General features: G+C 65.0%; 22 protein-coding genes. 12 read left to right on the forward strand and 10 right to left on the reverse strand.

Features of this window, described 5'->3' with window-relative positions:
* The first annotated feature begins 246 nt into the window (after positions 1-246).
* Entirely contained in the window at positions 247-1218 is a 972-nt protein-coding gene (locus E8F11_RS03470) for an IS110 family transposase (protein WP_280287409.1), read from the forward strand.
* Positions 1219-1333: 115 nt separating this feature from the next.
* Here the strand turns inward: E8F11_RS03470 and nadE are convergent, their stop codons facing one another.
* The 6 genes from nadE to E8F11_RS03500 all read right to left on the reverse strand — a co-directional run bounded on the left by nadE (position 1334) and on the right by E8F11_RS03500 (position 7888).
* Positions 1334-2164: an ammonia-dependent NAD(+) synthetase gene (gene nadE / locus E8F11_RS03475; protein WP_280287410.1), complete on the reverse strand. Its 831-nt coding sequence runs from the start codon at positions 2162-2164 to the stop codon at positions 1334-1336.
* A 9-nt stretch (positions 2165-2173) separates the two neighbouring features.
* Positions 2174-3379: a nicotinate phosphoribosyltransferase gene (pncB, locus tag E8F11_RS03480; protein ID WP_280287411.1), complete on the reverse strand. Its 1206-nt coding sequence runs from the start codon at positions 3377-3379 to the stop codon at positions 2174-2176.
* A gap of 309 nt (positions 3380-3688) precedes the next feature.
* A complete protein-coding gene (locus tag E8F11_RS03485) occupies positions 3689-6229 on the reverse strand; it encodes a penicillin acylase family protein (protein WP_280287412.1) in 2541 nt (846 codons plus the stop codon).
* An 82-nt stretch (positions 6230-6311) separates the two neighbouring features.
* On the reverse strand, positions 6312-6962 hold the full coding sequence (locus E8F11_RS03490) for a glutathione binding-like protein (protein ID WP_280287413.1): 651 nt from the start codon (positions 6960-6962) through the stop codon (positions 6312-6314).
* Positions 6963-7185: 223 nt separating this feature from the next.
* Positions 7186-7380, reverse strand: coding sequence for an SEC-C metal-binding domain-containing protein (locus tag E8F11_RS03495; protein WP_280287414.1), 195 nt, complete (start codon positions 7378-7380; stop codon positions 7186-7188).
* 7 nt (positions 7381-7387) lie between these two features.
* Complete coding sequence (locus E8F11_RS03500; RefSeq protein WP_280287415.1) at positions 7388-7888, reverse strand: LEA type 2 family protein; 501 nt, start codon at positions 7886-7888, stop codon at positions 7388-7390.
* A 114-nt stretch (positions 7889-8002) separates the two neighbouring features.
* Between E8F11_RS03500 and E8F11_RS03505 the strand changes: the two genes are divergently transcribed.
* Entirely contained in the window at positions 8003-8566 is a 564-nt protein-coding gene (locus tag E8F11_RS03505; RefSeq protein WP_280287416.1) for a hypothetical protein, read from the forward strand.
* Between the two features lie 42 nt (positions 8567-8608).
* Here E8F11_RS03505 and E8F11_RS03510 read toward each other — a convergent pair whose 3' ends face one another.
* Both E8F11_RS03510 and E8F11_RS03515 read right to left on the reverse strand, forming a co-directional pair.
* Positions 8609-9079: a YchJ family protein gene (locus tag E8F11_RS03510; protein ID WP_280287417.1), complete on the reverse strand. Its 471-nt coding sequence runs from the start codon at positions 9077-9079 to the stop codon at positions 8609-8611.
* Positions 9080-9082: 3 nt separating this feature from the next.
* A complete protein-coding gene (locus tag E8F11_RS03515; RefSeq protein ID WP_280287418.1) occupies positions 9083-9580 on the reverse strand; it encodes a DUF6231 family protein in 498 nt (165 codons plus the stop codon).
* 130 nt (positions 9581-9710) lie between these two features.
* On the opposite strand from E8F11_RS03515, the gene E8F11_RS03520 reads away from it, so the two are divergent.
* The 4 genes from E8F11_RS03520 (at position 9711) to E8F11_RS03535 (ending at position 12383) form a co-directional block, all read left to right on the forward strand.
* Positions 9711-10406 carry an OmpA family protein gene (locus E8F11_RS03520; RefSeq protein WP_280287419.1) on the forward strand — a complete coding sequence of 232 codons (696 nt, stop codon included), beginning with the start codon at positions 9711-9713 and terminating at the stop codon, positions 10404-10406.
* Between the two features lie 93 nt (positions 10407-10499).
* Positions 10500-11228, forward strand: a complete 729-nt coding sequence (locus tag E8F11_RS03525) for an OmpA family protein (RefSeq protein WP_280287420.1) — start codon at positions 10500-10502, stop codon at positions 11226-11228.
* A gap of 122 nt (positions 11229-11350) precedes the next feature.
* Positions 11351-11629, forward strand: coding sequence for a DUF1145 domain-containing protein (locus tag E8F11_RS03530; protein WP_280287421.1), 279 nt, complete (start codon positions 11351-11353; stop codon positions 11627-11629).
* Complete coding sequence (locus tag E8F11_RS03535; protein WP_280287422.1) at positions 11622-12383, forward strand: collagen-like protein; 762 nt, start codon at positions 11622-11624, stop codon at positions 12381-12383. The genes E8F11_RS03530 and E8F11_RS03535 overlap by 8 nt, the downstream gene beginning before the upstream one ends.
* A 45-nt stretch (positions 12384-12428) precedes the next feature.
* Here E8F11_RS03535 and E8F11_RS03540 read toward each other — a convergent pair whose 3' ends face one another.
* On the reverse strand, positions 12429-12893 hold the full coding sequence (locus tag E8F11_RS03540; RefSeq protein WP_280287423.1) for a CopD family protein: 465 nt from the start codon (positions 12891-12893) through the stop codon (positions 12429-12431).
* 99 nt (positions 12894-12992) lie between these two features.
* On the opposite strand from E8F11_RS03540, the gene dinG reads away from it, so the two are divergent.
* The 5 genes from dinG (at position 12993) to pdxH (ending at position 20469) form a co-directional block, all read left to right on the forward strand.
* Positions 12993-15137, forward strand: a complete 2145-nt coding sequence (gene dinG, locus E8F11_RS03545; protein ID WP_280287424.1) for an ATP-dependent DNA helicase DinG — start codon at positions 12993-12995, stop codon at positions 15135-15137.
* Between the two features lie 215 nt (positions 15138-15352).
* A complete protein-coding gene (locus E8F11_RS03550; RefSeq protein WP_280287425.1) occupies positions 15353-17704 on the forward strand; it encodes a beta-galactosidase in 2352 nt (783 codons plus the stop codon).
* 83 nt (positions 17705-17787) lie between these two features.
* Positions 17788-18936: a serine hydrolase domain-containing protein gene (locus tag E8F11_RS03555; protein WP_280287494.1), complete on the forward strand. Its 1149-nt coding sequence runs from the start codon at positions 17788-17790 to the stop codon at positions 18934-18936.
* A 191-nt stretch (positions 18937-19127) separates the two neighbouring features.
* A complete protein-coding gene (locus E8F11_RS03560) occupies positions 19128-19772 on the forward strand; it encodes an OmpA family protein (RefSeq protein ID WP_348529755.1) in 645 nt (214 codons plus the stop codon).
* 49 nt (positions 19773-19821) lie between these two features.
* Positions 19822-20469 (forward strand): pyridoxamine 5'-phosphate oxidase, encoded by a 648-nt coding sequence (gene pdxH / locus E8F11_RS03565; RefSeq protein ID WP_280287427.1) that lies wholly within the window; start codon positions 19822-19824, stop codon positions 20467-20469.
* 7 nt (positions 20470-20476) lie between these two features.
* Here pdxH and E8F11_RS03570 read toward each other — a convergent pair whose 3' ends face one another.
* Positions 20477-20716 (reverse strand): hypothetical protein, encoded by a 240-nt coding sequence (locus E8F11_RS03570; RefSeq protein WP_280287428.1) that lies wholly within the window; start codon positions 20714-20716, stop codon positions 20477-20479.
* 158 nt (positions 20717-20874) lie between these two features.
* Between E8F11_RS03570 and E8F11_RS03575 the strand changes: the two genes are divergently transcribed.
* On the forward strand, positions 20875-21339 hold the full coding sequence (locus tag E8F11_RS03575) for a hypothetical protein (protein ID WP_280287429.1): 465 nt from the start codon (positions 20875-20877) through the stop codon (positions 21337-21339).
* Positions 21340-21509 lie beyond the last annotated feature (170 nt).

The following is a 21509-nucleotide window of genomic DNA, read 5'->3' on the forward strand; positions in this document are numbered from 1 at the left end:
TTTCCACCCTTGTATCTCGACTATCGCTCTGTGATGGGGCGATAGTTCCCGACTGATCATCGGGGGAGGGTCAGGAAGCCGTTTCCACCCTAAGGCCTCGAGCCAGCAACGTAGATAGTGCTCCTGCCCTCCACACTCACTCGAATAGCTCGAACGGTATCCAGAGCCCACCTCAGGTGAGAGCTCGCATTCACAAGGTCGTGCCGAGTGCAGTGATGATCCTTCTGGAGAGATTGAGGAGTTCGCATGTCCGGCATCGTTGGCATTGACATTGCCAAGCACAGTTTCGATATCGCCACCCAGCAGGCCAACGGCAAGTACCGCACCAAAGCCAAGCTGGCCAATAGCGCGGCGGGTTTTCAGGTACTGCAGGAGTGGCTGCTCAAATACAGCGAACCAGGGGCCTGGATCGTGATGGAGGCCACGGGGACCTACCACGAGGCGCTGGCCGAATACTTCCATGGCTTGGGCTACCGGGTTTGCGTGACCAATCCGGCGCAGATTGCCCTCTATGCCCGCAGCCAACTGCAACGGGTGAAGACGGACCAGGTCGATGCCAAGCTGATTGCCGACTATGGCGCCCGGCACGTGGACGAGTTGCGTGCCTGGCGGCCCGAACCGCCGGCCATCCGCCGCCTGCGGGCCCTGGTACGGCGCCTGCAGGACCTCCAGGAGATTGCCCAGATGGAGCGCAATCGCTTGGACGTCGCCGATGTCAGTGTGCAGGACTCGATTCGTTCGGTGCTGCAACACATCGAACAGCAGATCGCCGAAACCTTGAAGGCGATTCAGGCGCACATTGACGACGATCCCGATTTACGGGGTAAGCGCGACTTGCTGACCAGTATCGACGGCGTCGCGGACAAGACTGCGGCCCTGCTTCTGGCCGAGCTGGGAGACCCGCTGCAATTCAAGAATGCCCGGGCCATCACGGCGTTTGCCGGGCTGAATCCGCAGCTGCGGGAGTCCGGCACCCAAAAGGCCTACGCCTGCATTTCCCGGATGGGCTCCAGCCGACTCCGCGCGGGTCTCTACATGCCGGCCATCGTTGCGCTGACCCACAACCCGGCGATCAAAGCGCTGGGACAACGCCTGCGAAGTCGAGGCAAGGCCGGGAAGCAGATCGTCTGCGCCGCGATGCGCAAGCTGCTGCACATCGCTTATGGCGTCCTGAAATCGGGCCAGCCTTTCGATGCAAAACTGGCCCTTGCGCACTAGGTTCCAAGACGGTATCTACACAGATCCGGAGCAGCCCGGCGAACCGGGTCAGCCCCATGAGCCGGGGGAGCCCACCGTACCCGATGAGCCCCCGCCTTCCCCCGTCGTCTGATATTCAGGGCACCAGCGGCAGCATGCGCTTGTGCTGGGAGTTGTCGTAGGTCCGCACTATGGTGGCGTGGGCCTCGGGGCTGACTTGCTGGCCGTGGAGGAAGGCATCGATTTCCACGTAGGTCACGCCGTGGGCTTCCTCGTCCGGCTTGCCCGGGCGCAGCTCTTCCAGGTCGGCGGTGGGCACCTTGTGCACCAGGGATTCCGGCGCGCCCAGGTGGCGGGCGATGCTGCGCACCTGGTTCTTCACCAGGCCGGAGAGCGGGGCCAGGTCGCAGGCACCGTCGCCGAACTTGGTGAAGAAGCCCATCACCGCCTCGGCGGCGTGGTCGGTGCCGATCACCAGGCCGTTGTTGGCGTTGGCGATGGCGAACTGGGCCACCATGCGGATGCGCGCCTTGATGTTGCCGGTGACGAAGTCGCGGCGGGCATCGGTGAGGTTGTTCAGGTGGGCGACCTGCTCGGCCAGGCCGATCACGCTGTCGGCGATGTTCACGGTCTCTTCTTCGTCGGCATCGATGAAGTTCATCGCCACCTGGGCGTCCGCCTCGTCGTGCTGGACGTTGTAGGGCAGGCGCACGGCGATGAAGCGGTAGCCGGCGTCGCCGGTCTCGGCGCGCAGTTCTTCCACCGAGAGCTGGGCCAGGCGGCCGGCGGTGGTGGAGTCGACGCCGCCGCTGATGCCGAGCACCAGGACCTTCAGGCCGGACTTGCGCAGGCAGTCCTTGATGAAGGTCTTGCGGCGTTCGATCTCGGCCCGCATCGCGGCTTCGTCGGCGAAGGGCGGGACAACGTCCAGGGCTTGGGCGATTTCTTGCTGGCGGATGCTGCTCATGGGGAGTCCTTACTGGGTATCGGCGACGCGGAATACATGTTTCAGGTAGGCGACGAAATTCTCGTCGCGGCATTGGGTCTTGCCCGGTGTATCGGAGATCTTTGCCACCGGCTGTCCATTGCAACCGGTCATCTTGATGACGATGTTCATGGGTTCGACGCCCGGGATATCGCAGGTCAGGTTGGTGCCTATGCCGAAACTGACGTGGATGCGTCCGCGCAAGGCACGGTAGAGCGCGAGCGCGCGGGGCAGGTCGAGTCCGTCGGAGAATACGAGGGTCTTGGTCTGCGGGTCTATGCCGAGCTTCTCGTAATGGCTGATGGCGCTTTCCGCCCAGGCCAGGGGGTCACCCGAGTCGTGGCGCAGGCCATCGAAGAGTTTGGCGAAGTAGAGGTCGAAGTCGTTGAGGAAGGCCCGCATGGTGATGCAGTCGGTCAGGGCGATGCCGAGCAGGCCACGGTATTCGCGGACCCAGCAGTCGAGGGCGGCAATCTGGCTTTCGATCAGCCGCGGGCCGAGCTGCTGGTGCGCCATCAGCCACTCGTGGGCCATGGTGCCGATGGGCTTGATGTCGTACTCTCGGGCCAGGTGCACATTGCTGGTGCCGACCAGGCGGCCGGGGAAGTCGCGCTTGAGGATGTGCACCACTTCTTCCTGCACTCGGTAGGAGAAGCGCCGGCGGGTGCCGAAGTCGGCCAGTTGGAAGCCGGCCAGTTCCTCATCGCTGGCATTGGCCCGGAGCCAGTCGAGCTTGCGGTAGAGCTGCTCGCGCGCCTGGACCAGCTTGATATCGCGGTAACGGTAGCGGTTGCGCACTTCGCTGATGATCGCCAGTAACGGGATTTCGAAGAGGATCACGTGCAGCCAGGGGCCGCGCAGGCGCACGCAGAGCTGCCCGTCCTCGATGCCCAGCTGCAGGTAGCGCAGGTTGAAGCGGAACAGGCTGAGGAAGCGGGTGAAGTCCGGCTTGATGAAGGGAATGCGTTCGAGGAAGGCCAGTTGGTCGGCGGTGATGGAGATGTCCGCCAGTTGCTCGATCTGGTAGCGGATCTCCGCCAGGTAAGGCGTCAGGTCCTCGTCATTGCGGCAGCGGAACTCCCATTCGACTTCGGCGTTGGGGTAGTTGTGCAGCACCGCCTGCATCATGGTCAGCTTGTAGAAGTCGGTGTCCAGCAGGTTCTGATTGATGCGGCCGGAGAAGGCGCTGTCGGGCATGTCGGTTCTCGAAGCTCCAGTCAGCCGATAGGGAGGGGCAGGATGCGACAAGGTCAGGTGATGCGCAAGGTTGTGGGGATAGCTGTTGTGGGGGCGAATTCATTCGCTGACCGGACCGCAGGGCCGGCCTGCAGACTCGCGGGGGGACGCTGCGCATCCCTTTGCGAATGAATTCGCCCCCTACAGGAAAGGCGAGACCCATTGCGCGGGCAAAAGAAAAGGCGCTCGAGAGCGCCTTGAAATGTGATCTATGGAGTAAGTCCACCGGATCAGATCGGAGCGGCGGCGGGAAGTTCCGCCGCCCCTGGATCATTTTTGCGGGGTCAGCATCAGGCGCTTGGTGCCGTAGATGCCATCGAGGTTCTGTGGCTGGAAGGGGAACTTCATGTAGCGTGCCTTGAGCCAGGCATCGATGCCGTCGGCATAGTGCGGGCTGGCCGGGTTGCCGGACTGGCCGGAGCTGTTCATGCCCATCATGGGTTCGGGCTGGCCGAAGTCGACGATGATGCGCATGGCCGGGATCAGCCAGGTGTCGAAGCCCTGTCCCCAGTGGTAGGCAGACACGTTCAGGGTGCTGTGGTCGCCACCCGCCGGGTAGGGGCCGCGGTCGAGGTAGCCCTTCAGCGCATTGAGGCCGGTGCGCTGGCTGGCGCTCATGTAGGGCGCCAGCTGGGTGCTTTCGGTGATCCAGCTGTAGCTGTGCAGCTTGCCCCACTGCCAGGCCTTGCGGTCGGCGCCGAGGCGGCTTTCGGCGTAGGTGACGGCGGCTGCCAGGCTGCGCGCGAGGATCGCCGGCTTGTCTTCCTTCTGCGGGGTATTGACGTCATCCCAGAACGGGCTGTCGACGCGGCCCAGCAGATGGTCGGCCTGGGCCGAGTAGGACAGGTCCGCGGCCTGCACCAGGGCGCGCCAGGCGGGGCTGGATTCCGGGCCCAGTTCGTCGAGGAAGATCTGCCGCGCGCTCTCGTGGAGGAAGGCGCCGTAGTAGGCGGCGTCCGCCGACGTTGGGCTGAGTCGGCCGTCGAAGGCCTGCAGGCGGCTGAGGGCTTCCTGGGCCTTGGCCCGGTCGGCGGGCGGCAGTGCAGCGATGGCTTGCGTGAGGGGCTGGGCCATGCCCGGGTCCTGCAGCATGGCCTTGAGTTTGGCGACGAAGGGGCTGGTCTGGTCGTACTGCATGGCGATCATGCTCTGCCAGTCGTGCTTGCCGCTGCCGGCCAGTTCAGCGATGCGTTCGGCGCGCTCCGGGTAGTACCAGGAGTTGGACAGCTGCACCCCATAGCCGCCCTGGACGGTGCGGTGGTTGGCGGTGCCGAGCCAGCCCTGGGCCGGGTCCTGGTCGTAGGGGTGGAGCATGGGGTCGGCGAAGCCGTCCCAGTCATAGCGGCCGTCCCAGCCGGGGGAGGGCAGCAGGCCACGGCCTTCGCGGCGGTTCGGGTAGCGGCCGGTCACCTGCCAGGCGATGTGCTTCGCGTCGGCATAGAGGATGTTCAGGCCCATGGCGCGAATGGAACGGGTGGCCTCGTGGGCTTCTTCCACCGACTGGGCGCGGGACAGGGCGAAGAAGGCGTCCAGGGACTGGTCGGCTTCGAACTGGCTGGTCTGCAGGGCCAGCCCCAGGCCGCTCTTGATCTCCAGCGGCTGCAGCGGGTGCTTGCGCTGGCCCAGCACCGAGTTCAGCAGCGGGCCGTGGCGGGTCTCGTGGATCACCTCGCGCACCGGGCGCTCACCCTTGATGAAGAAGGTTTCCACCCGTTCGCTGGTGGGCAGCCATTTGCCGTTCGCCTGGTAGTAGAGGCGGTTGCCTTCGCGCTTGAGCTTTTCCAGAAACAGGTCTTGGTTGTCGTCCATGACCATGGTCATGCCCCAGGCCAGCTTGCTGTTGTAGCCGGCGACCACGGCCGGCACGCCAGCGATGGACACGCCCGCGGCCTGGAATTTCGGCGAGCGGATCTGGACGAAGTTCCACACCGAGGGCATGGATATGGGCAAGTGGGTGTCGTTGGCGAGGATGCTGCGACCGCTGCGGCTCTTCTGCGGGGCGATGGCCCAGTTGTTGGAGGCGGCGACGCCGAGCATGTTGAGCGCGGCGATCTGCCCGGCCGCATTGTCCAGTGCAGCAAGGCCGGGAATCTGCCCGCCCAGTTGCAGGCCCTTGAGTTTCTCGGCCTCTTCGAAGGGCAGCGGTTCGTCCGGATAGACGGGTGTCAGCCAGGCCAGCTTGTCGGCGCCGACCTTCTGCGCCAGGACCAGGGAGGCGATTTCTTCCTGCAGGTTCACCGCCAGGCCGAAGTTCAGCAGGCTGAACACCAGTGCCGAGTCTTCAGGTTTCCAGTAGGCCGGCTTGTAGCCGGACTCGGCCAGGTCCATCGGCAGCTTGTCGCGGTAGCGATAGAGGTAGGCGTTGACGCCGCGGGCATAGACCTCGAAGAACTCCTTCAGGCGCGGCGAGGCGTTCTTGTAGAGGATGTCGGCGCTCTTGCGCAGGTTCACCGCGCGCATGAAGCGGTCGATCTCCAGCGCGCCGGGGCCGACCATCTCGGCCAGTCGGCCCTCGGCCATCAGGCGCAGACCGACCATCTGGCTGAGGCGGTCGGAGGCGTGGACGTAGCCGAGGGTGAACAGGGCGTCGTGGAAGGTGGTGGTTTCGATCAGCGGCATGCCCAGCGGGTTGCGGCGGATCGAGACGCTCTGCGCCAGGCCCTTCACCGGCTGGAAGCCGGAAGTGGGCGGCAGGCTGTCGGAGTAGCGGCTGTCCAGCCAGGGCTGGCAACCGCTGAGGCCGATCATGGCGCCAGCGGCGGCGGCAACGCAGAACCGGGGAAGGAAGCGCTTGGGGGCTGGCGAAGCCATGGAACGGGCTCTCCTGAGAGGGGCATCGGATCAAGCGCGCTACGTTAGTGAGCCGCCCCGCGCCGCGCAAGCGCCGCCAAGCTTACTTTTTCACCGCAGCCGGATTGACCTGCTCCACCAGTGCGTAGGCACGGACCGTTGCCGGGCGGGCCTGGATCGCCAGGTACCAGCGCTTGAGGTTGGGGAAATCGTCCAGGTTCTGTTCCTGCCAGACGTGGCGGTCGATCCAGGGGTAGATGGCCATGTCGGCGATGCTGTACTCGTCGCCGGCGACAAAGACACGGTCAGCCAGGCGCTTGTCGAGCACGCCGTAGAGACGCGCGGTTTCCTTGAGGTAGCGCTGGATGGCGTAGGGCAGTTTCTCCGGGGCGAAGCGGTTGAAATGGTGGTTCTGCCCGGCCATGGGACCGAGCCCGCCCATCTGCCAGAACAGCCATTGCAGGCATTCCTGGCGGCCGCGCAGGTCCTGCGGGATGAAGCGGCCGATCTTCTCGGCGAGGTAAAGCAGGATGGCGCCGGACTCGAACAGGGAGAGCGGCTCGCCGCTATCGGCCGGCTGGTTGTCGACTATGGCCGGGATGCGGTTGTTCGGCGAGATCTTCAGGAAGTGCGGCTGGAACTGCTCGTCCTTGCCGATATTGATCGGGTGGATGCGGTAGGGCAGGCCGGCCTCTTCGAGGAACAGGCTGATCTTGTGGCCGTTGGGCGTGGTCCAGTAATACAGGTCGATCATCGGGAAGGCTCCAACTCGGCTTTGCTCGGTCCTGAAATGAACAGGCCCGCACGAGGCGGGCCTGGAAGAGTGCGGCGGCGTCCGAACCAGTTCACGATCAGCTGCGCGTCGGCCCTGCTGCGTTAAAAGCAGGCTCGGAATGCTCATTTACCACTCGTAAACTCCGCTTCCTCGCCTGCTTTTGCCTTGCATGGCTCTAGCTCGCAAGATCGTGAGCAGCTTCTCAGGCGCCGTGGCACTTCTTGAATTTCTTCTGGCTGCCGCAGGGGCAGGGATCGTTGCGGCCCACTTCCTTCAGCGGGTTGCGCACCGGCTCCTGGTGGCCGTGGTTGCAGTGCGGGCCATGCACGTGGTGGTGGTGATCGTGGTCATGGTCGTGATTGCAGTCCGGACCATGTACGTGGGGTTCTTGACTCATGAAGGTTCTACTCCGGGATGTAACTGCCGGGGATTATCTCGCCATTGCGGCTGAGGTGCACGCTCTTGCCGAACATCAACCCGGTTTTCACCTCGCCCTGGAGGCGGTACTTGATGGGCTCGTCGGGTTTTTCCAGGAGTTTGACGATGTACTTCATGTGCCGCCAGAGATTAGTGCGCACCGGTACCTCGAATGTCTCGCTGCCATGGGCGGGTACGGTGAACCAGGTGCTGGATTCGCCGGAGGCGAGTTTCACGTCGTTGAGGTGGACGGTGTAGACCAGTCCGCGCACCGGCAGGCTGACATCGTTGGGATTGTCGATGCGAAAGCGCAGCACGAACTGCTGCTCCAGCAATTTGGCGCGCACCACGTCCACCTTCAGCAGACGCACGTCGGGGTCCTGGAAATCGCCGCTGATCCAGGTGGAGCATCCACTGAGACCCGAAAAGGGAAGGGCAAAGAAAAACAGTAGGCTGAGAATTCTTATCGTTTGCGCCTGGGAAAACATTGCAATACTCCAAGTGACGCTTCAGTGTAACAAGCAACTGCTCGGCCGCAACCTGTTGTGGGCCGAAAAAAACCTGCGCCATACTGCTCGTCAATTCGGACAGGAGTGTGACCAATGGGTCGTTACGAGATTGCCTTTTCCGGGAAGCTGGTTCCCGGGGCGCAGCGGGAGCTGGTGCAGGCCAATCTGGCGAAGCTGTTCCAGGCCGACGCGCAGCGCATTGCCATGCTCTTCTCCGGGCGGCGCGTGATTCTCAAGAACAACCTGGATGAAGCCGCTGCGGAAAAGTACCGCTCGACCCTGGAGCGCGCTGGCGCGCTGGTCGAGGTTGTGTCGATGGAGCCGGAGATAGAAGAGGTCGAGCTGGCGCCACCGCCGGAGCCCGAACCCCAGGCCGCGCCGGCCCAGGCACCGGCACGCGCCGACGCGCCAGGCAGGCTGAAGGTGGTGCCTCGCGACGAGTACATGGCCGCATTCGTCGGGGTGGATGCACCGGACTTCGGCATCGCCCCTGTCGGCGCTGACCTGCAGGACGCCAGGCCGGAAACGCCGCCGCCGCGATTCGACCTTTCCAGCCTCAGCCTGGCTCCCGTCGGCAGCGACATGGGACAGGCAAAGACGCCACCGGCGGGGCCGCCGCCGGACATTTCCCACCTGCGCCTGGAAGAGAGCAGGTAGATAGAAAGAGGCCCGCAACATGCGGGCCTTGTCATCTCTGCTTCAGAGATAGCTGGCGCAGCATTTCTTGAACTTCAATCCGCTGCCGCAGGGACAGGCGTCGTTGCGCCCGGCATCGAGCGGAACGGTCGGGTCGAGAAAGTACCAGCGGCCATCCGCCTGGACGAAGGCGGAGCGCTCACGGTGGCTATGCTCGCCGCCCTGGTCATGCCAGCGCGCGGTGAAAGTGACGAAGGCGTGCTCGGGCTGGCCGCCGAGCAGTTCATGGCCTTCCACCTCGAGGCCGAGCCAGGTGCTCGACAGGCTCCAGGCGCGGATCGCCTCCATGTCGAGGCCGGTGCGCTGGGCGGGCAGGGTGGTTTCCACCAGGTAGTCCACCAACCCCAGTACGTAGGCGCTGTAGCGCGAACGCATCAGCGCTTCGGCGCTGGCGGCAGCGTGGCCGGCGTGATGACGGCCGCAGCAAAGCTCGAGGAGATTGCCGCTACCGCAGGGACAGATCGCAGTGCTCATGGCTTACCACCAGTACTTGCCGAAGTTTTCCGGGTTGGCCCAGAACTTCGCGTTCAGCCAGTCGGGGACCTGCTTGTACTCGCGCAGGTCGTAGGTGAACAGGGTCAGGGTCTGCTCGTCGCGACGGAAGCGTTCACTCGCCTGCAGGGCCAGGGCGAAGAAGTCGGTGTCGTGCCAGCCACAGGCGTTGAGGTCCGCCAATACCGCCACCCGGCTGGCGTTGAGGTTGCGGATGCCGCCCAGCAGTTGCAGGCCGGTGCGCTTGGGGAGGTGTTCCAGGCAGTCCGCCAGGACGGCCAGGTCGAAACGGTGCGCCGCCTGCTCCGCTGGCAGGGGACCGGCGGGCACTTGCACCACCTGGCTTTGCGGGTGCGCGGCGGCGAAAGCCTCGAGCGCCGGGAACGGGCTATTGCCGACCAGCAGCAGGCTTTGCGGCGCATAGCGTTCGAGCAGGGCGGCGAGGGCTTGCTGGGGCGTGCGGGTTGAGAAGCTGTCAGTCATCGAAAATCCTCGAACAGGTTGTTCAAGACTAGCTTGAAGGCGGGTCATGGCCTAGTGCTGGCGGTTTCCGGGGCTGGCGTCTTTACTCCCTATTTGTCGGTATGGGCCGATTCTAAGAGGAGACTCGCTTATGAGCATTACACGGACAGCTTTACCCCTGATATTGGTGACCAGCCTGTTGACCGGTTGCTCCGGCCTGCAGAAGACCGACTGGCCCAAGTGCGCGGCAGTAGGGGGTGTCGTAGGTGCGGGACTGGGTGCAATCGAAAGCAGCACCTACGCCGGTTGGGGCGCGTTGATCGGCGCTGGCACTGCGGCCGCCTATTGCTGGGTACACGGGGATGGTGACGAGGACGGTGATGGCGTATTCGATAGCCGCGACAAGTGCCCGGGCACGCCGCCCGGCACCCAGGTCGATGCCGACGGTTGCCCGCTCAAGGCTGAAGAACCGGTGGTAGAAGAAGTGGTTGTGGTCGAACAGGAAACCATCGTCGTCCGCGACCTGCTGTTCGCATTCGACTCCGCCAAACTCGACCCGGCCGACGAAGCCAAACTGGATACCGTCGTCAGCCGCCTGAAGAACGAAGCTCCGGACGCCAAGCTGACCGTCACCGGTCATACCGACAGTGTCGGCGCCGACGCCTACAACCAGAAACTCTCGGAACGCCGTGCGCAAGCGGTGGCCGACTACCTGGTTAGCAACGGCATCCCGGCTTCCAGCATCGTCAGTGTCGGTGGTGCAGGTGAAAGCCAACCGGTGGCCGACAACTCCACCAAGGACGGCCGCGCGATGAACCGCCGCGTGGAAATCCAGATCGACCGTTGATCCCTGGAACCCACGGCGCACGCCTTGTGCGCCGTGGGGCCCGGGTCTTTACTCCTGCTTACCGGCTTGGCCGGAGACGCAGGAGAACCCATCATGAGCCCCCCCCTTCCCCGGGTTGCGATTTCCTTTCTTCTGGTCAGTGGTTTCCTTTCTGGTTGCGCATCTACCTCCAGTGATGGCGGTGCAGTGGTCAACCAGGGGAATTGGCCCATTTGCAGCCTGATCGGAGGCCTGGCCGGCGGAGGCCTGGGTGCCATCGAAAGCTCGGCTTGGGCGGCGGGCGGCGCTGCGGCAGGTGCCATAGCCGGTGGCCTGATCTGCTACGCACAGGACGGCGATGCCGACGGCGATGGCGTTTTCGACCGCCGCGATACCTGCCCCAATACCCCGCCGAACACTCAGGTCAACGTCAATGGCTGCCCGGAGCGCACCTATCCCCAGGCGCCGGCCGCCGAAGCGCCACCGCCCCAGGATGAGGTGATAGTGCTCAGCGATATGGGCAATGTGCTCTTCGCCTTCGATTCGGCGGAGCTCACCTCTTCGGCCAAGGATCAGTTGGCAGGTATCGCCAATCGCCTGATGAGTGCCAGCCTGGTGGGCGCCAAGGTGATCGGCCATACCGACAACGTCGGCTCCGACCCATACAACCAGGGTCTGTCGGAACGTCGGGCGCAAAGCGTCGCGGACTTCCTGGCGAGCCAGGGTGTTCCGGCCGACAAGCTGACCACTCAGGGCAGGGGTGAAAGCCAGCCGGTGGCGGACAACGAATCGGATGAAGGTCGCGCAAAGAACCGCAGGGTGGAAATACAGGTCGACCGCTGACTGAAAGTTCCGTTCGATGTGCAGGGGCCGTCCCTCGGCCCCGCCCTTTTCCCAGCCATGCTCTGGTGCGCCGTCGGGCTTCGGCGTATGTTCCGCAAAACTAAAAAATGCTAGGGGGAGGCATGCGCTTATACATGGGGCTGGGCAAGCTGGTTGCCCTGATGTTCTGGCTGGTGGTGGTCGCCAATCTGTTGTCGCCTTTCGCCAGGCCATTCGAAATGCTGCTCAACGGTGCCGGTATCCTGCTGATCCTGGTGCACCTGTTCGAAATCCTGCTGTTCAACTCGCTACTGCGTGGGCGGGCCAATCCCTGGCGGGATCGTCTGCAGCTGCTGCTATTCGGGATATTCCACCTGCTCAGCCTGCCGCGCCACGGCGCCAAGGGGGCTGGCCATGCGTAAGCTCTGCCTGCTGGCGGCCCTGATCGCGCCCATGGCCCTGGCCGAGGGCCAGGTGAAGGTGGACGCCCACAACTTGCTCAAACTGCCACCCAGGTCCGGCAGCCTGAGCCTCGACCAGGTCGAGGTCGCCGACTACGCGACCCTGCTGATCCCGGCCGGCGTCACCGAACTGCGTATCGGTGAGCTGCGCATGGGGCGCGAGGCGCGCCTCGGCATCGCACCATCCGAGCAAGGCTTTCGCCTGGAAGTGGAGAGTGGTGCGATCGGCACCGGCAGCCATATCACCGCGTCCGGCTTGTCCGGCAGCTCGTCCAGGCCGGCCACCCCTGGCCGAGATATCAGCTTGCGTCTGGTGAATGTCCAGGTCAGCGAGATGACCCTGGACGTGCGCGGCGGCATTGGTGCACCGGGGTACGCGGGCCTGGACGGCGCCGACGGTGATGCCGCCGGCTGCTTGTGGGGGCAGGCCAGCCGCGGTTGGGACGGCCAGCCCGGTGGCGACGGCCAGACCGGCGGCGCCGGTGGCCAGGTGCGCCTGGAGGTGCCTGCAACCTTCCCGGTGGAGTTGCTGCGCGTGCGCCTGGAAGGCGGTGCTGGCGGTGCGCCGGGCGAAGGCGGTGCGGGTGGCCATGGCGGGGCGAGCAAGGGGTGCCTGCTTTACCAGGCCGATGGAGCGAAGGGCGGCCGTGCCGGGCAACCCGGCCATGCCGGTGCTGCCGGCGGGACCGGCAGCCTCAAGGTCGTGCGTTTCTAGTTCTGCCGACCTGATACAGCTGGCGCACAGGGATGTGCGCCCGGATCAGAAGCTGGGGCGGATGGCGACCACGGTCACCAGCGCCAGCCCGATCGCCAGGTTGAACCCCACCACGCGGCGGATGCGACCCAGCACTGCGCCACCTTCCGGCCAGTTCTCGGCGGCCACCGCCGCGCGCAGTTGCGGCAGCAACAGGGCGCTGATCCGCAGGAACAGCGCGAGCATCGCGACGTAGAGGCCGATCATCATGTGCACATAGCGCGGCGCCGCCTCCAGGCTGGCGAACGACAGGTGCAGCATGCCGACGCCGGTGAAGGGCAGGACCAGCACCGCCGGCCATACCCAATAGAAGAAGCGGCGGAACACCTCCAGCCACAGGCGCAGTCGTGCCGGAGGCTCCAGCACGTCCACCGCGGCCGGTCGCAGGACCATCCAGGCGAAGAACATGCCGCCGACCCAGATCAGGGCGGCCAGCAGGTGCAGGGCATAAAGGGCGGCGTGGGGTGTCATCCGGTCAACTCCATTCGGCTGGGAAGAGAAGGCGCGCTATGATAGCCGGCCTGTTAAAGTACTGAAAATTTATCCAGCGTTCCGGCCCCGCCAATTCCCATGCTCAGCACCGAACTCAAGTCCCAGATCCAAGGCGCCTACAGCCGTTTCCTCGAAGCCAAGGGGCTCAAGGCCCGTTATGGCCAGCGCCTGATGATCGCCGAGGTGGCCAAGGCCCTGGGTGCCATTCCGGTGGACGATGAGGGCCACCGCGAGGGTGAACCGGCTGTGGTGGCGGTAGAGGCGGGCACCGGTACCGGCAAGACGGTGGCCTACAGCCTGGCCGCCATTCCTTCGGCCAAGGCCGCCGGCAAACGCCTGGTGATCGCCACGGCCACGGTGGCGCTGCAGGAGCAGATCGTCCACAAGGACCTGCCGGACCTGATCCGCAACAGCGGCCTCAACTTCAGCTTCGCCCTGGCCAAGGGCCGCGGTCGTTACCTCTGCCTGTCCAAGCTCGACATGCTGCTGCAGGAAGGCCAGGCGCAGAGCTCCACGGCCCAGCTGTTCGCCGATGAAGGCTTCAAGATCGATGTCGACGAGAAAGGCCAGAAGCTGCTCAACCAGATGATCGAGCGACTCGCCGGCAACCGCTGGGACGGCGACCGTGACTCCTGGCCCGAGGCGATCGAAGACCAGGACTGGGCCCGCGTCACCACCGACCATAGCCAGTGCACCAAGCGCCATTGCCCGAATTTCCAGCAGTGCGCCTTCTACAAGGCGCGGGAAGGCATGACCAAGGTCGACGTCATCGTCACCAACCACGACATGGTGCTGGCCGACCTCGCCCTGGGCGGCGGCGCCGTGCTGCCGGACCCGCGCGAGACCCTCTACGTCTTCGACGAAGGCCATCACCTGCCGGACAAGGCCATCGGTCACTTCGCCCACTACACGCGCCTGCGCTCCACCGCCGAGTGGCTGGAGCAGGTGGCCAAGAACCTCACCAAGCTGTTGGCGCAGAACCCGTTGCCGGGCGACTTCGGCCGGCTCGTCGAGGGAGTGCCGGAACTGGCGCGGGAACTGCGCACCCAGCAGCAGTTCATGTTCAACGCCTGTGAGGAGATCGCCGACTTCCATGCGGGCGAGGACATGGAAGGGCGCGATCGTCCGCGCCACCGTTTCGAGGCCGGCGTGGTGCCCGAGCATCTGCGGGAGCTGGGCATCGAACTGAAGAAGGGCTTCTCCAGGCTTCACGACGTCTTCACCCGCCTGACTGAACTGCTCAAGGAGGCCATGGACGGCGAAGCCAACATCGGCGTCGCCAGCCACCAGGCCGAGGAGTGGTATCCGCTCTTCGGCAGCCTGCTGGCCCGCGCCCAGGGCAATTGGGAGCTCTGGACCGCCTTCACCACCGAGGACCCTGAGGACAGCCCACCCATGGCGCGCTGGCTGACCCTGGCCGAAAGCGGTGCGGCGCATGACATCGAGGTCAATGCCAGCCCGATCCTTGCCGCCGAGACCCTGCGCCGGAACCTGTGGAATGTCGCCTACGGCGCCCTGGTAACCTCCGCTACCCTGACCGCCCTGGGCAAGTTCGACCGTTTCCGCATGCGTGCCGGTCTACCCAAGGTGGCCGTCACCGCCGTGGTCCCCAGTCCCTTCCATCACGCCGACGCCGGCCTGTTACGGGTGCCGGACCTCAAGGCCGACCCGCGGGACGCCGCTGCCCACACCGCGGCCATCGTTCGCGAACTGCCGAACCTGGTGGAAGGCGCGCGCGGAACCCTGGTGCTCTTCGCCTCGCGTCGGCAGATGCAGGATGTGTTCGAAGGCCTCGAACGTGACTGGCGTAAGCGGGTGCTGATCCAGGGCAACCTGTCCAAGCAGGAAACCCTGAACAAGCACCGGGCCCGGGTGGACGAGGGAGAACCCAGTGTGCTCTTCGGCCTGGCCAGCTTCGCCGAAGGCGTCGACCTGCCGGGCGCGTATTGCGAACACGTGGTGATCGCCAAGATTCCCTTCGCGGTACCCGACGACCCGGTGGAAGCGGCGCTGTCCGACTGGATCGAGGCCCGTGGCGGCAATCCCTTCATGGAAATCGCCGTGCCCGATGCCTCTCTGCGCCTGGTGCAGGCCTGCGGTCGCCTGCTGCGAACCGAGGCCGACCGCGGCACCATCACCCTGCTGGACCGGCGCGTGGTCACCCAGCGTTATGGGCGTGCCATCCTTGACGCATTGCCGCCCTTCCGTCGCGAGATCGCCTGAGAGCCTGACTGCCCTTGACGCTGTGCGCCCCCCATCTGCGATGATGCCGGGGTTTTTGCGGGTGCCTCGCCGGCGTCCGCGTTGTCCCGCTTCGTTTTGTCGCATCGTTGGCGAGATACGAACTTTTTGCGGTCTATGCACAGCATTCTCTTGGGAACTCCGGTCCGATGCTTTCGACACCAAAACGCCCCCTCGTCCTGGCCATCCTCCTCGGGATGACAGGAATCCCCCTGGCTGCCCAGGCAGAGACCTTGTTCAACTTTGTGCGCCCGCTGGACGCGGTCCAGGTGGTAACCCAGGACGCCAGCCTGCCGAGCGTAACCGCCGAAACGACCGCCAATGGCGAAGTCCTCCGCCGGCTCACCTTCAACCCGGCAGAGAAGCCCAGCTTGCGCCTGGTCCCTCAGGCCGGCAGCTGGGACTGGAGCAAGGCCGAGGCCATGAGCCTGCGTATCCAGAGCGCGCAAGACTGGGCCATTACCCTGGATGTCAGCATCGAAAGCACCGATGGCAAGGTCCTGACCACCCAGGTGGCGCTGCCGGCAGGCCCGGCGCAGACCCTCCTGGTGCCGCTGGCCGCCACTTCCCCCAACGCCCACGGCATGCGCGCGGCGCCGCCGGTACCCTGGACCCGCGACGGTCAGCGCTGGTTGCCTGCGACCCTGGTCAATGGCGAACTGGACCGCAGCAAGGTCGCCTCCGTGACTATCTCCCTGAACCAGCCGAACGCTGCGCAGAATGTACTGCTGGGGCGTTTCGGCACCGCCGAGGCTGACCAGGAGACTGCCCTCTACGTCGGCCTGATGGATGCCTATGGCCAGTACGCCCGCGGTGACTGGCCGGACAAGGTGAAGAACGACGAACAACTGAAGAAGGGCGCCCAGGACGAGCAGAAGCAACTGGCCGACTGGACCGCCAAGCTGCCGCAGCAGGACGCCTTTGGCGGCTGGCTCGGCGGTGAGACCTTCGAGGCCAGCGGCTTCTTCCGCACCGAGAAGCGTGGTGGCCGTTGGTTCCTGGTGACCCCGGAAGGCCATCCCTTCTTCTCCCTCGGGGTCAACGCGGTAACGCCCGGGTTGAGCCAGACCTACGTCGAGGGCCGTGAGGCCATGTTCAGGTCGCTGCCCAAGGACAACGAGCCCCTGGCCAGCCACTTCGGCAAGGGCGACAACCGCGCCGAGACCGATTCCAACAAGGGCCGTGCCTTCAACCAGGGCCGCTGGTACGACTTCTACGGTGCCAACCTGGAGCGAACCTATGGCGGCAACGACCCGCAGCGCTGGGTCGGCCATAGCCTCGATCGACTCAAGGCCTGGGGCTTCAATACCCTGGGCAACTGGAGCGACCCGGCCTTCAACACCAGCAAGCGCATGCCCTACACGCTGCCGCTGTCGATCCAGGGCGACTACGCCACCATCAAGACTGGCTTCGACTGGTGGGGCGGCATGCCCGATCCCTTCGATCCGCGTTTCGCCATGGCCGCCGAGCGCGCCATCGCCATCGCCGCCCGCGACCACCGCGACGACCCCTGGCTGCTCGGCTTCTTCGCCGACAACGAACTGGCCTGGGGTGGCCACAGCAATGACCCGAAAGCCCGCTACGCCCTGGCCTACGGCACCCTGCGCCTGACCACCGACGTGCCGGCCAAGCGCGCTTTCCTCAAGCAACTGCGCGACAAGTACCGCAACCAGCAGGGCCTGTCCAAGGCCTGGGGCATCGAGCTGCAGGCTTGGGAACTGATGGAGGACCCGGGCTTCGAGCCGCCGCTGCCAAACCCCGAGCACCCGGCCATCGAGGAGGACTTCCAGCGCTTCCAGCGCTTCTATGCCGACACCTATTTCAAGACCATCGCCGACTCGATGAAGTGGCACGCACCCAACCACATGTTGCTGGGTGGTCGGTTCGCCGCCACTATTCCCGAGGCCATCGAGTCCTGCGCCCAGTACTGCGACGTGATCAGCTTCAACCGCTATACCCGCGAGCCGCAGCACGGGCTGGACATGGATCTGCTGCGTCGCCTGGACAAGCCGCTGATGATCACCGAATTCCACTTCGGCTCCCGCGATCGCGGCCCGTTCTGGGGTGGCGTGACCGAGGTCTACAAGGAAGAGGAGCGCGGCCCGGCCTATGCCAAGTTCCTGAAGAAAGCCACCGAGGAGCCGCTGATAGTTGGTGCCCACTGGTTCCAGTACCTCGACCAGCCGGCCACCGGTCGCCTGCTCGATGGCGAGAACGGCCACCTGGGCCTGGTGGGTGTCACCGACAGACCCTGGCAAGGTTTCGTCGGCGCGGTGCGCAAGGCCAACCTGGCCCTGGCCGCCGAGATCAACAAGCCGCTCGAACCCAAGGATCAGGCCGAGCAGCCGGACGCGGCAGCGAAGAAACCGGCCGCAACTACGAAGCCTGCCAAGCAGAATGAACCCGCCAAACCGACGGAGCCCACCAAGCCTGCAGAGCCGTCCAAGCCAACGGAAACGGCCGACCCCGCACAGTCTGCCGAGCAGCCCAAGGCAGAAGCGCCCGCAGAGCCTGCCGCGGCGCCAGCCCAGGATAACGGGAAGCCCTGACGGGCGACCCGTCTTCGGCACGGTTCACAAGGGGCGGCAAGGCTGGAACAATGCCGCCTTCAATTTTCGACAGGAGCACGCCGGTGCAGATCCAGGGCTATTTCGACTTGCGCTTCGAGGCGGCGAAGGAGGCTTTCGCCGAACTCTTCGATGACCCACAGGAGCGTGGTGCCGCCCTCTGCGTGCAGGTCGGCGGGGAAACCGTACTCGACCTCTGGGCCGGCGTAGCCGACAAGGATGGCCAGCAGGCCTGGCACAGCGACACTATCCTCAACCTGTTTTCCTGCACCAAGCCCTTCGCCGCGGTGACCCTGCTGCAGCTGGTGGGGGAGGGCAAGCTGGAGCTGGACGCGCCCGTGGCGCGCTACTGGCCCGAGTTCGCCGCCGCCGGCAAGGAACGCATCACCCTGCGCCAACTGCTCTGCCACCGCGCGGGCCTGCCTGCGATCCGTGCCGCGCTGCCCGCCGAGGCCCTCTACGACTGGCAGGTCATGACCAGCGCACTGGCCGCCGAGCAGCCCTGGTGGACACCCGGCGAAGCTCATGGTTACGCCCCCATCACCTATGGCTGGCTGGTGGGCGAGGTGATCCGCCGCGCCGAAGGCCGAGGCCCCGGCGAATCCATAGTGGCGCGAGTGGCCCGGCCCCTCGAGCTGGATTTCCATGTCGGCCTGGATGACGCGGAATTCCATCGGGTCGCCCATATCGCCCGCGCCAAGGGCAACCTGGGCGATGCCGCGGCGCAGCGCCTGCTCAAGTGCATGATGACCGAGCCCGCGTCTCTGAGTACCCGCGCCTTCACCAACCCGCCGTCGATCATGACCAGTACCAACAAGCCGGAGTGGCGACGCATGCAGCAACCAGCGGCGAATGGCCACGGTAACGCGCGCAGTCTGGCAGGCTTCTACGCGGCCTTGCTGGACGGCCAGCTGCTGGATTCGGAACTGCTCGCCGAGCTGACCCGCGAACACAGTCAGGGCGAGGACCTCACCCTGCAGACCGCGACCCGCTTTGGCCTCGGCTGCATGCTCGACCAGCCCGAGGTGGCCAACGCCAACTATGGTCTGGGCCGTTATGCCTTCGGCCATCCCGGTGCCGGCGGCTCCACCGGCTTCGCCGACCCCGAACGCGACCTGGCTTTCGGCTTCGTCACCAACACCCTGGGCCCCTATGTCCTGATGGACCCACGAGCGCAGAAACTGGCGCGTGTTGTCAAAGGATGCCTGGGCTGAGCCACTCGTCAGATAGGCCCTTTTTTCCTTTTCCGATTAATGGGTTGGCGAGAAAATTTAAGACCAGTTGTGAAATTAGATCGCCATCATTGCAGTGCTGGCGTGAGGCCCTCAGCGACTACGGAGCCCTGCCCATGAAACTGTTCAAGATCTCTACCTTGATTCTCTGCATGGCTGCGGCCGGATGCAGCATGCCCGGCCTGCAGAAAGCCGAATCCCCTGCCGTGCCCCAGAAGGCCGCATCGGCCAACCAAGGGTGGTGGCCCTTCGGTGGTGGCCAGAAGGTCAAGGCGCCCACGGTGGCCAAGGTGGACACCAAGGCGACCCAGGCCTGGCTCGACCAGTACGAACCGCGCCTGCGCGAGGCGGTGAAGGGCAGCAAGCTGGATGTCGAGCGCCGCGAAAACGTGCTGGTGGTGATCATGCCGGTGGATCCGTCGTTCAACCCGGACCGCCCAAGCATGCTGCTGCCCATTACGCTGGGTCCCATTACCAGGGTGGCCAAACTGGTGGAGGGCGATGCCAAGACCGCGGTGCTGGTGCTGGGCCATGCCGACGGCTCCGGCAAGGACGACGCCAACCGCAAACTCAGCCAGGAGCGTGCGGGTGCGGTGGCCGCTATTTTCCGCCTCAGCGGCCTGCAACGTGATCGCCTGTATCTCAAGGGGCTGGGCTCGGATATGCCGCGCGCGGCCAACGACAGCCAGCAGGGTCGCGCCCTCAACCGCCGCGTCGAGATGATCCTGACACCCCAGAGCACCCTGGTGGCGCTCATCGCCCAGTACAGCAAGCCGGCCAAGGGCGAAGCGGTGGTTGCGACAGATCAAGCCAAATAAGCCGGGGCTTGGGTAAGCTATTGGCTTTCCGCAAACAGGATCGCCAACCATGACCCAGACCCTGGCCGACATGCGCCGTGACTACACCCGTGACGGGCTCAGCGAGGAACAGGCTCCTGCCGAGCCCTTCAGCCTGTTCCAGAGCTGGTTCGGCGACGCGGTGAAGACCGAGCAACTGCCGGTCGAACCCAATGCCATGACCCTTGCCACCGTGGACGCCGGCGGCCGCCCGCACTGCCGGGTGCTGCTCCTCAAGGGCCTGGATGACCGGGGCTTCACCTTCTTCAGCAATTACGACAGCGCCAAGGGCGAGCAGCTCGCCGCCAATCCCTGCGCCGCCATGACCTTCTTCTGGCCGGCCCTGGAGCGCCAGGTGCGCATCGAGGGGCGGGTGGAGCGGGTGACCCCGGCCGAATCCGACGCCTACTACCAGGTTCGGCCCCTGGGCAGTCGCCTGGGCGCCTGGGCCTCGCCTCAGAGCCGGGTGATCCACGACCGCAGCGAACTCGAATCCCTGTTGGCGAAAACCGAACAACGCTTCCTCGACCAGGCGCCCAACTGCCCTCCGCACTGGGGCGGCTATCGCCTGTTGCCCGAACGCATCGAGTTCTGGCAGGGTCGGCCGAGCCGCCTGCACGACCGCCTCAACTACCGCCTGCTGGACGGTGCCTGGATGCGCGAGCGCCTGGCGCCCTGAGTCGTGGTCAGTCCTGCGCCCGGTAACCGTCGGAGGCCTGGCGCAGCCAGTCGGGAAGTTGACGCCGTTTAACGCCGGCTTCGCGCGCCAGGGCCAGCTGCTCCAGCATGAATGCCTGCTTGGCCTTGTCGCCCCCGGCGAGGGATAGCGCCAGGTCACGGTCCATCCAGCGCTTGATGCGGACGTAGAGCCACCAGTGGAAGTAGAGGCCGGCGGCGGTGGTAATGAAGATGATGAAGTAGTCCATGGGCTAACCTTGGGTAACAGGGAGGTCTTAGGACGAATCTCCGTTGCTGTCAGGAAACTGAATTCAGGCTGAACGAAAGCTGAGGAGAACGGCGCGTCAGGTGACAGCCTTCCCGGCACGGAGTCTAATGGACAAGTAGTCAATTTGGAGGAAATGCTATGCGTAAACCCGTTCTGCTGGTGGCCTCTTTCACGGCAGTGGCACTGGCGCTGGGTGGCTGTCAGTCGAGCCTGACCGGTGACACCTATTCCCGCGACGAGGCTCGGCAAGTACAGACTGTGCGCATGGGCACCATCGAATCCCTGCGCCCGGTGAAGATCGAAGGCACCAAGACGCCGGTCGGCGCTGGTGCCGGTGCGGTGGTCGGCGGTATCGGCGGTAGCACCATCGGTCACGGACGCGGCAGCGCGGTCGCGGCGGTGGTCGGCGCGGTTGCCGGCGGCTTGCTGGGTGCGGCGGCCGAGGAGGGTGTGACCCGTACCCAAGGTGTCGAGATCACCGTGCGTGAGGACGATGGCTCGATGCGCGCCTACGTCCAGGAAGTGGCGCCCAACGAAACTTTCCGCGTTGGCGAGCGCGTGCGCATCATGACGGTCAACGGCACCAGCCGCGTCAGCCACTGAAGCTAAGCTGTCCCGATCGGGACAGCTGCTCTTTCCCGTACCAGTCCTGTTTCCCGGGGCGGCAGTCCTTCAAGCCTGCCGCACCTTGGGCTGGGCGTTTTCCAGCCTCGCTAGCGTTTTGAAATAATTCAATCTATCGCGCTCAATCGATAGTAATGGATAATCGCCAG

Origin of the sequence: Pseudomonas sp. BN417, assembly GCF_029871205.1 — a bacterium.
Classification (GTDB): Bacteria; Pseudomonadota; Gammaproteobacteria; order Pseudomonadales; family Pseudomonadaceae; genus Metapseudomonas.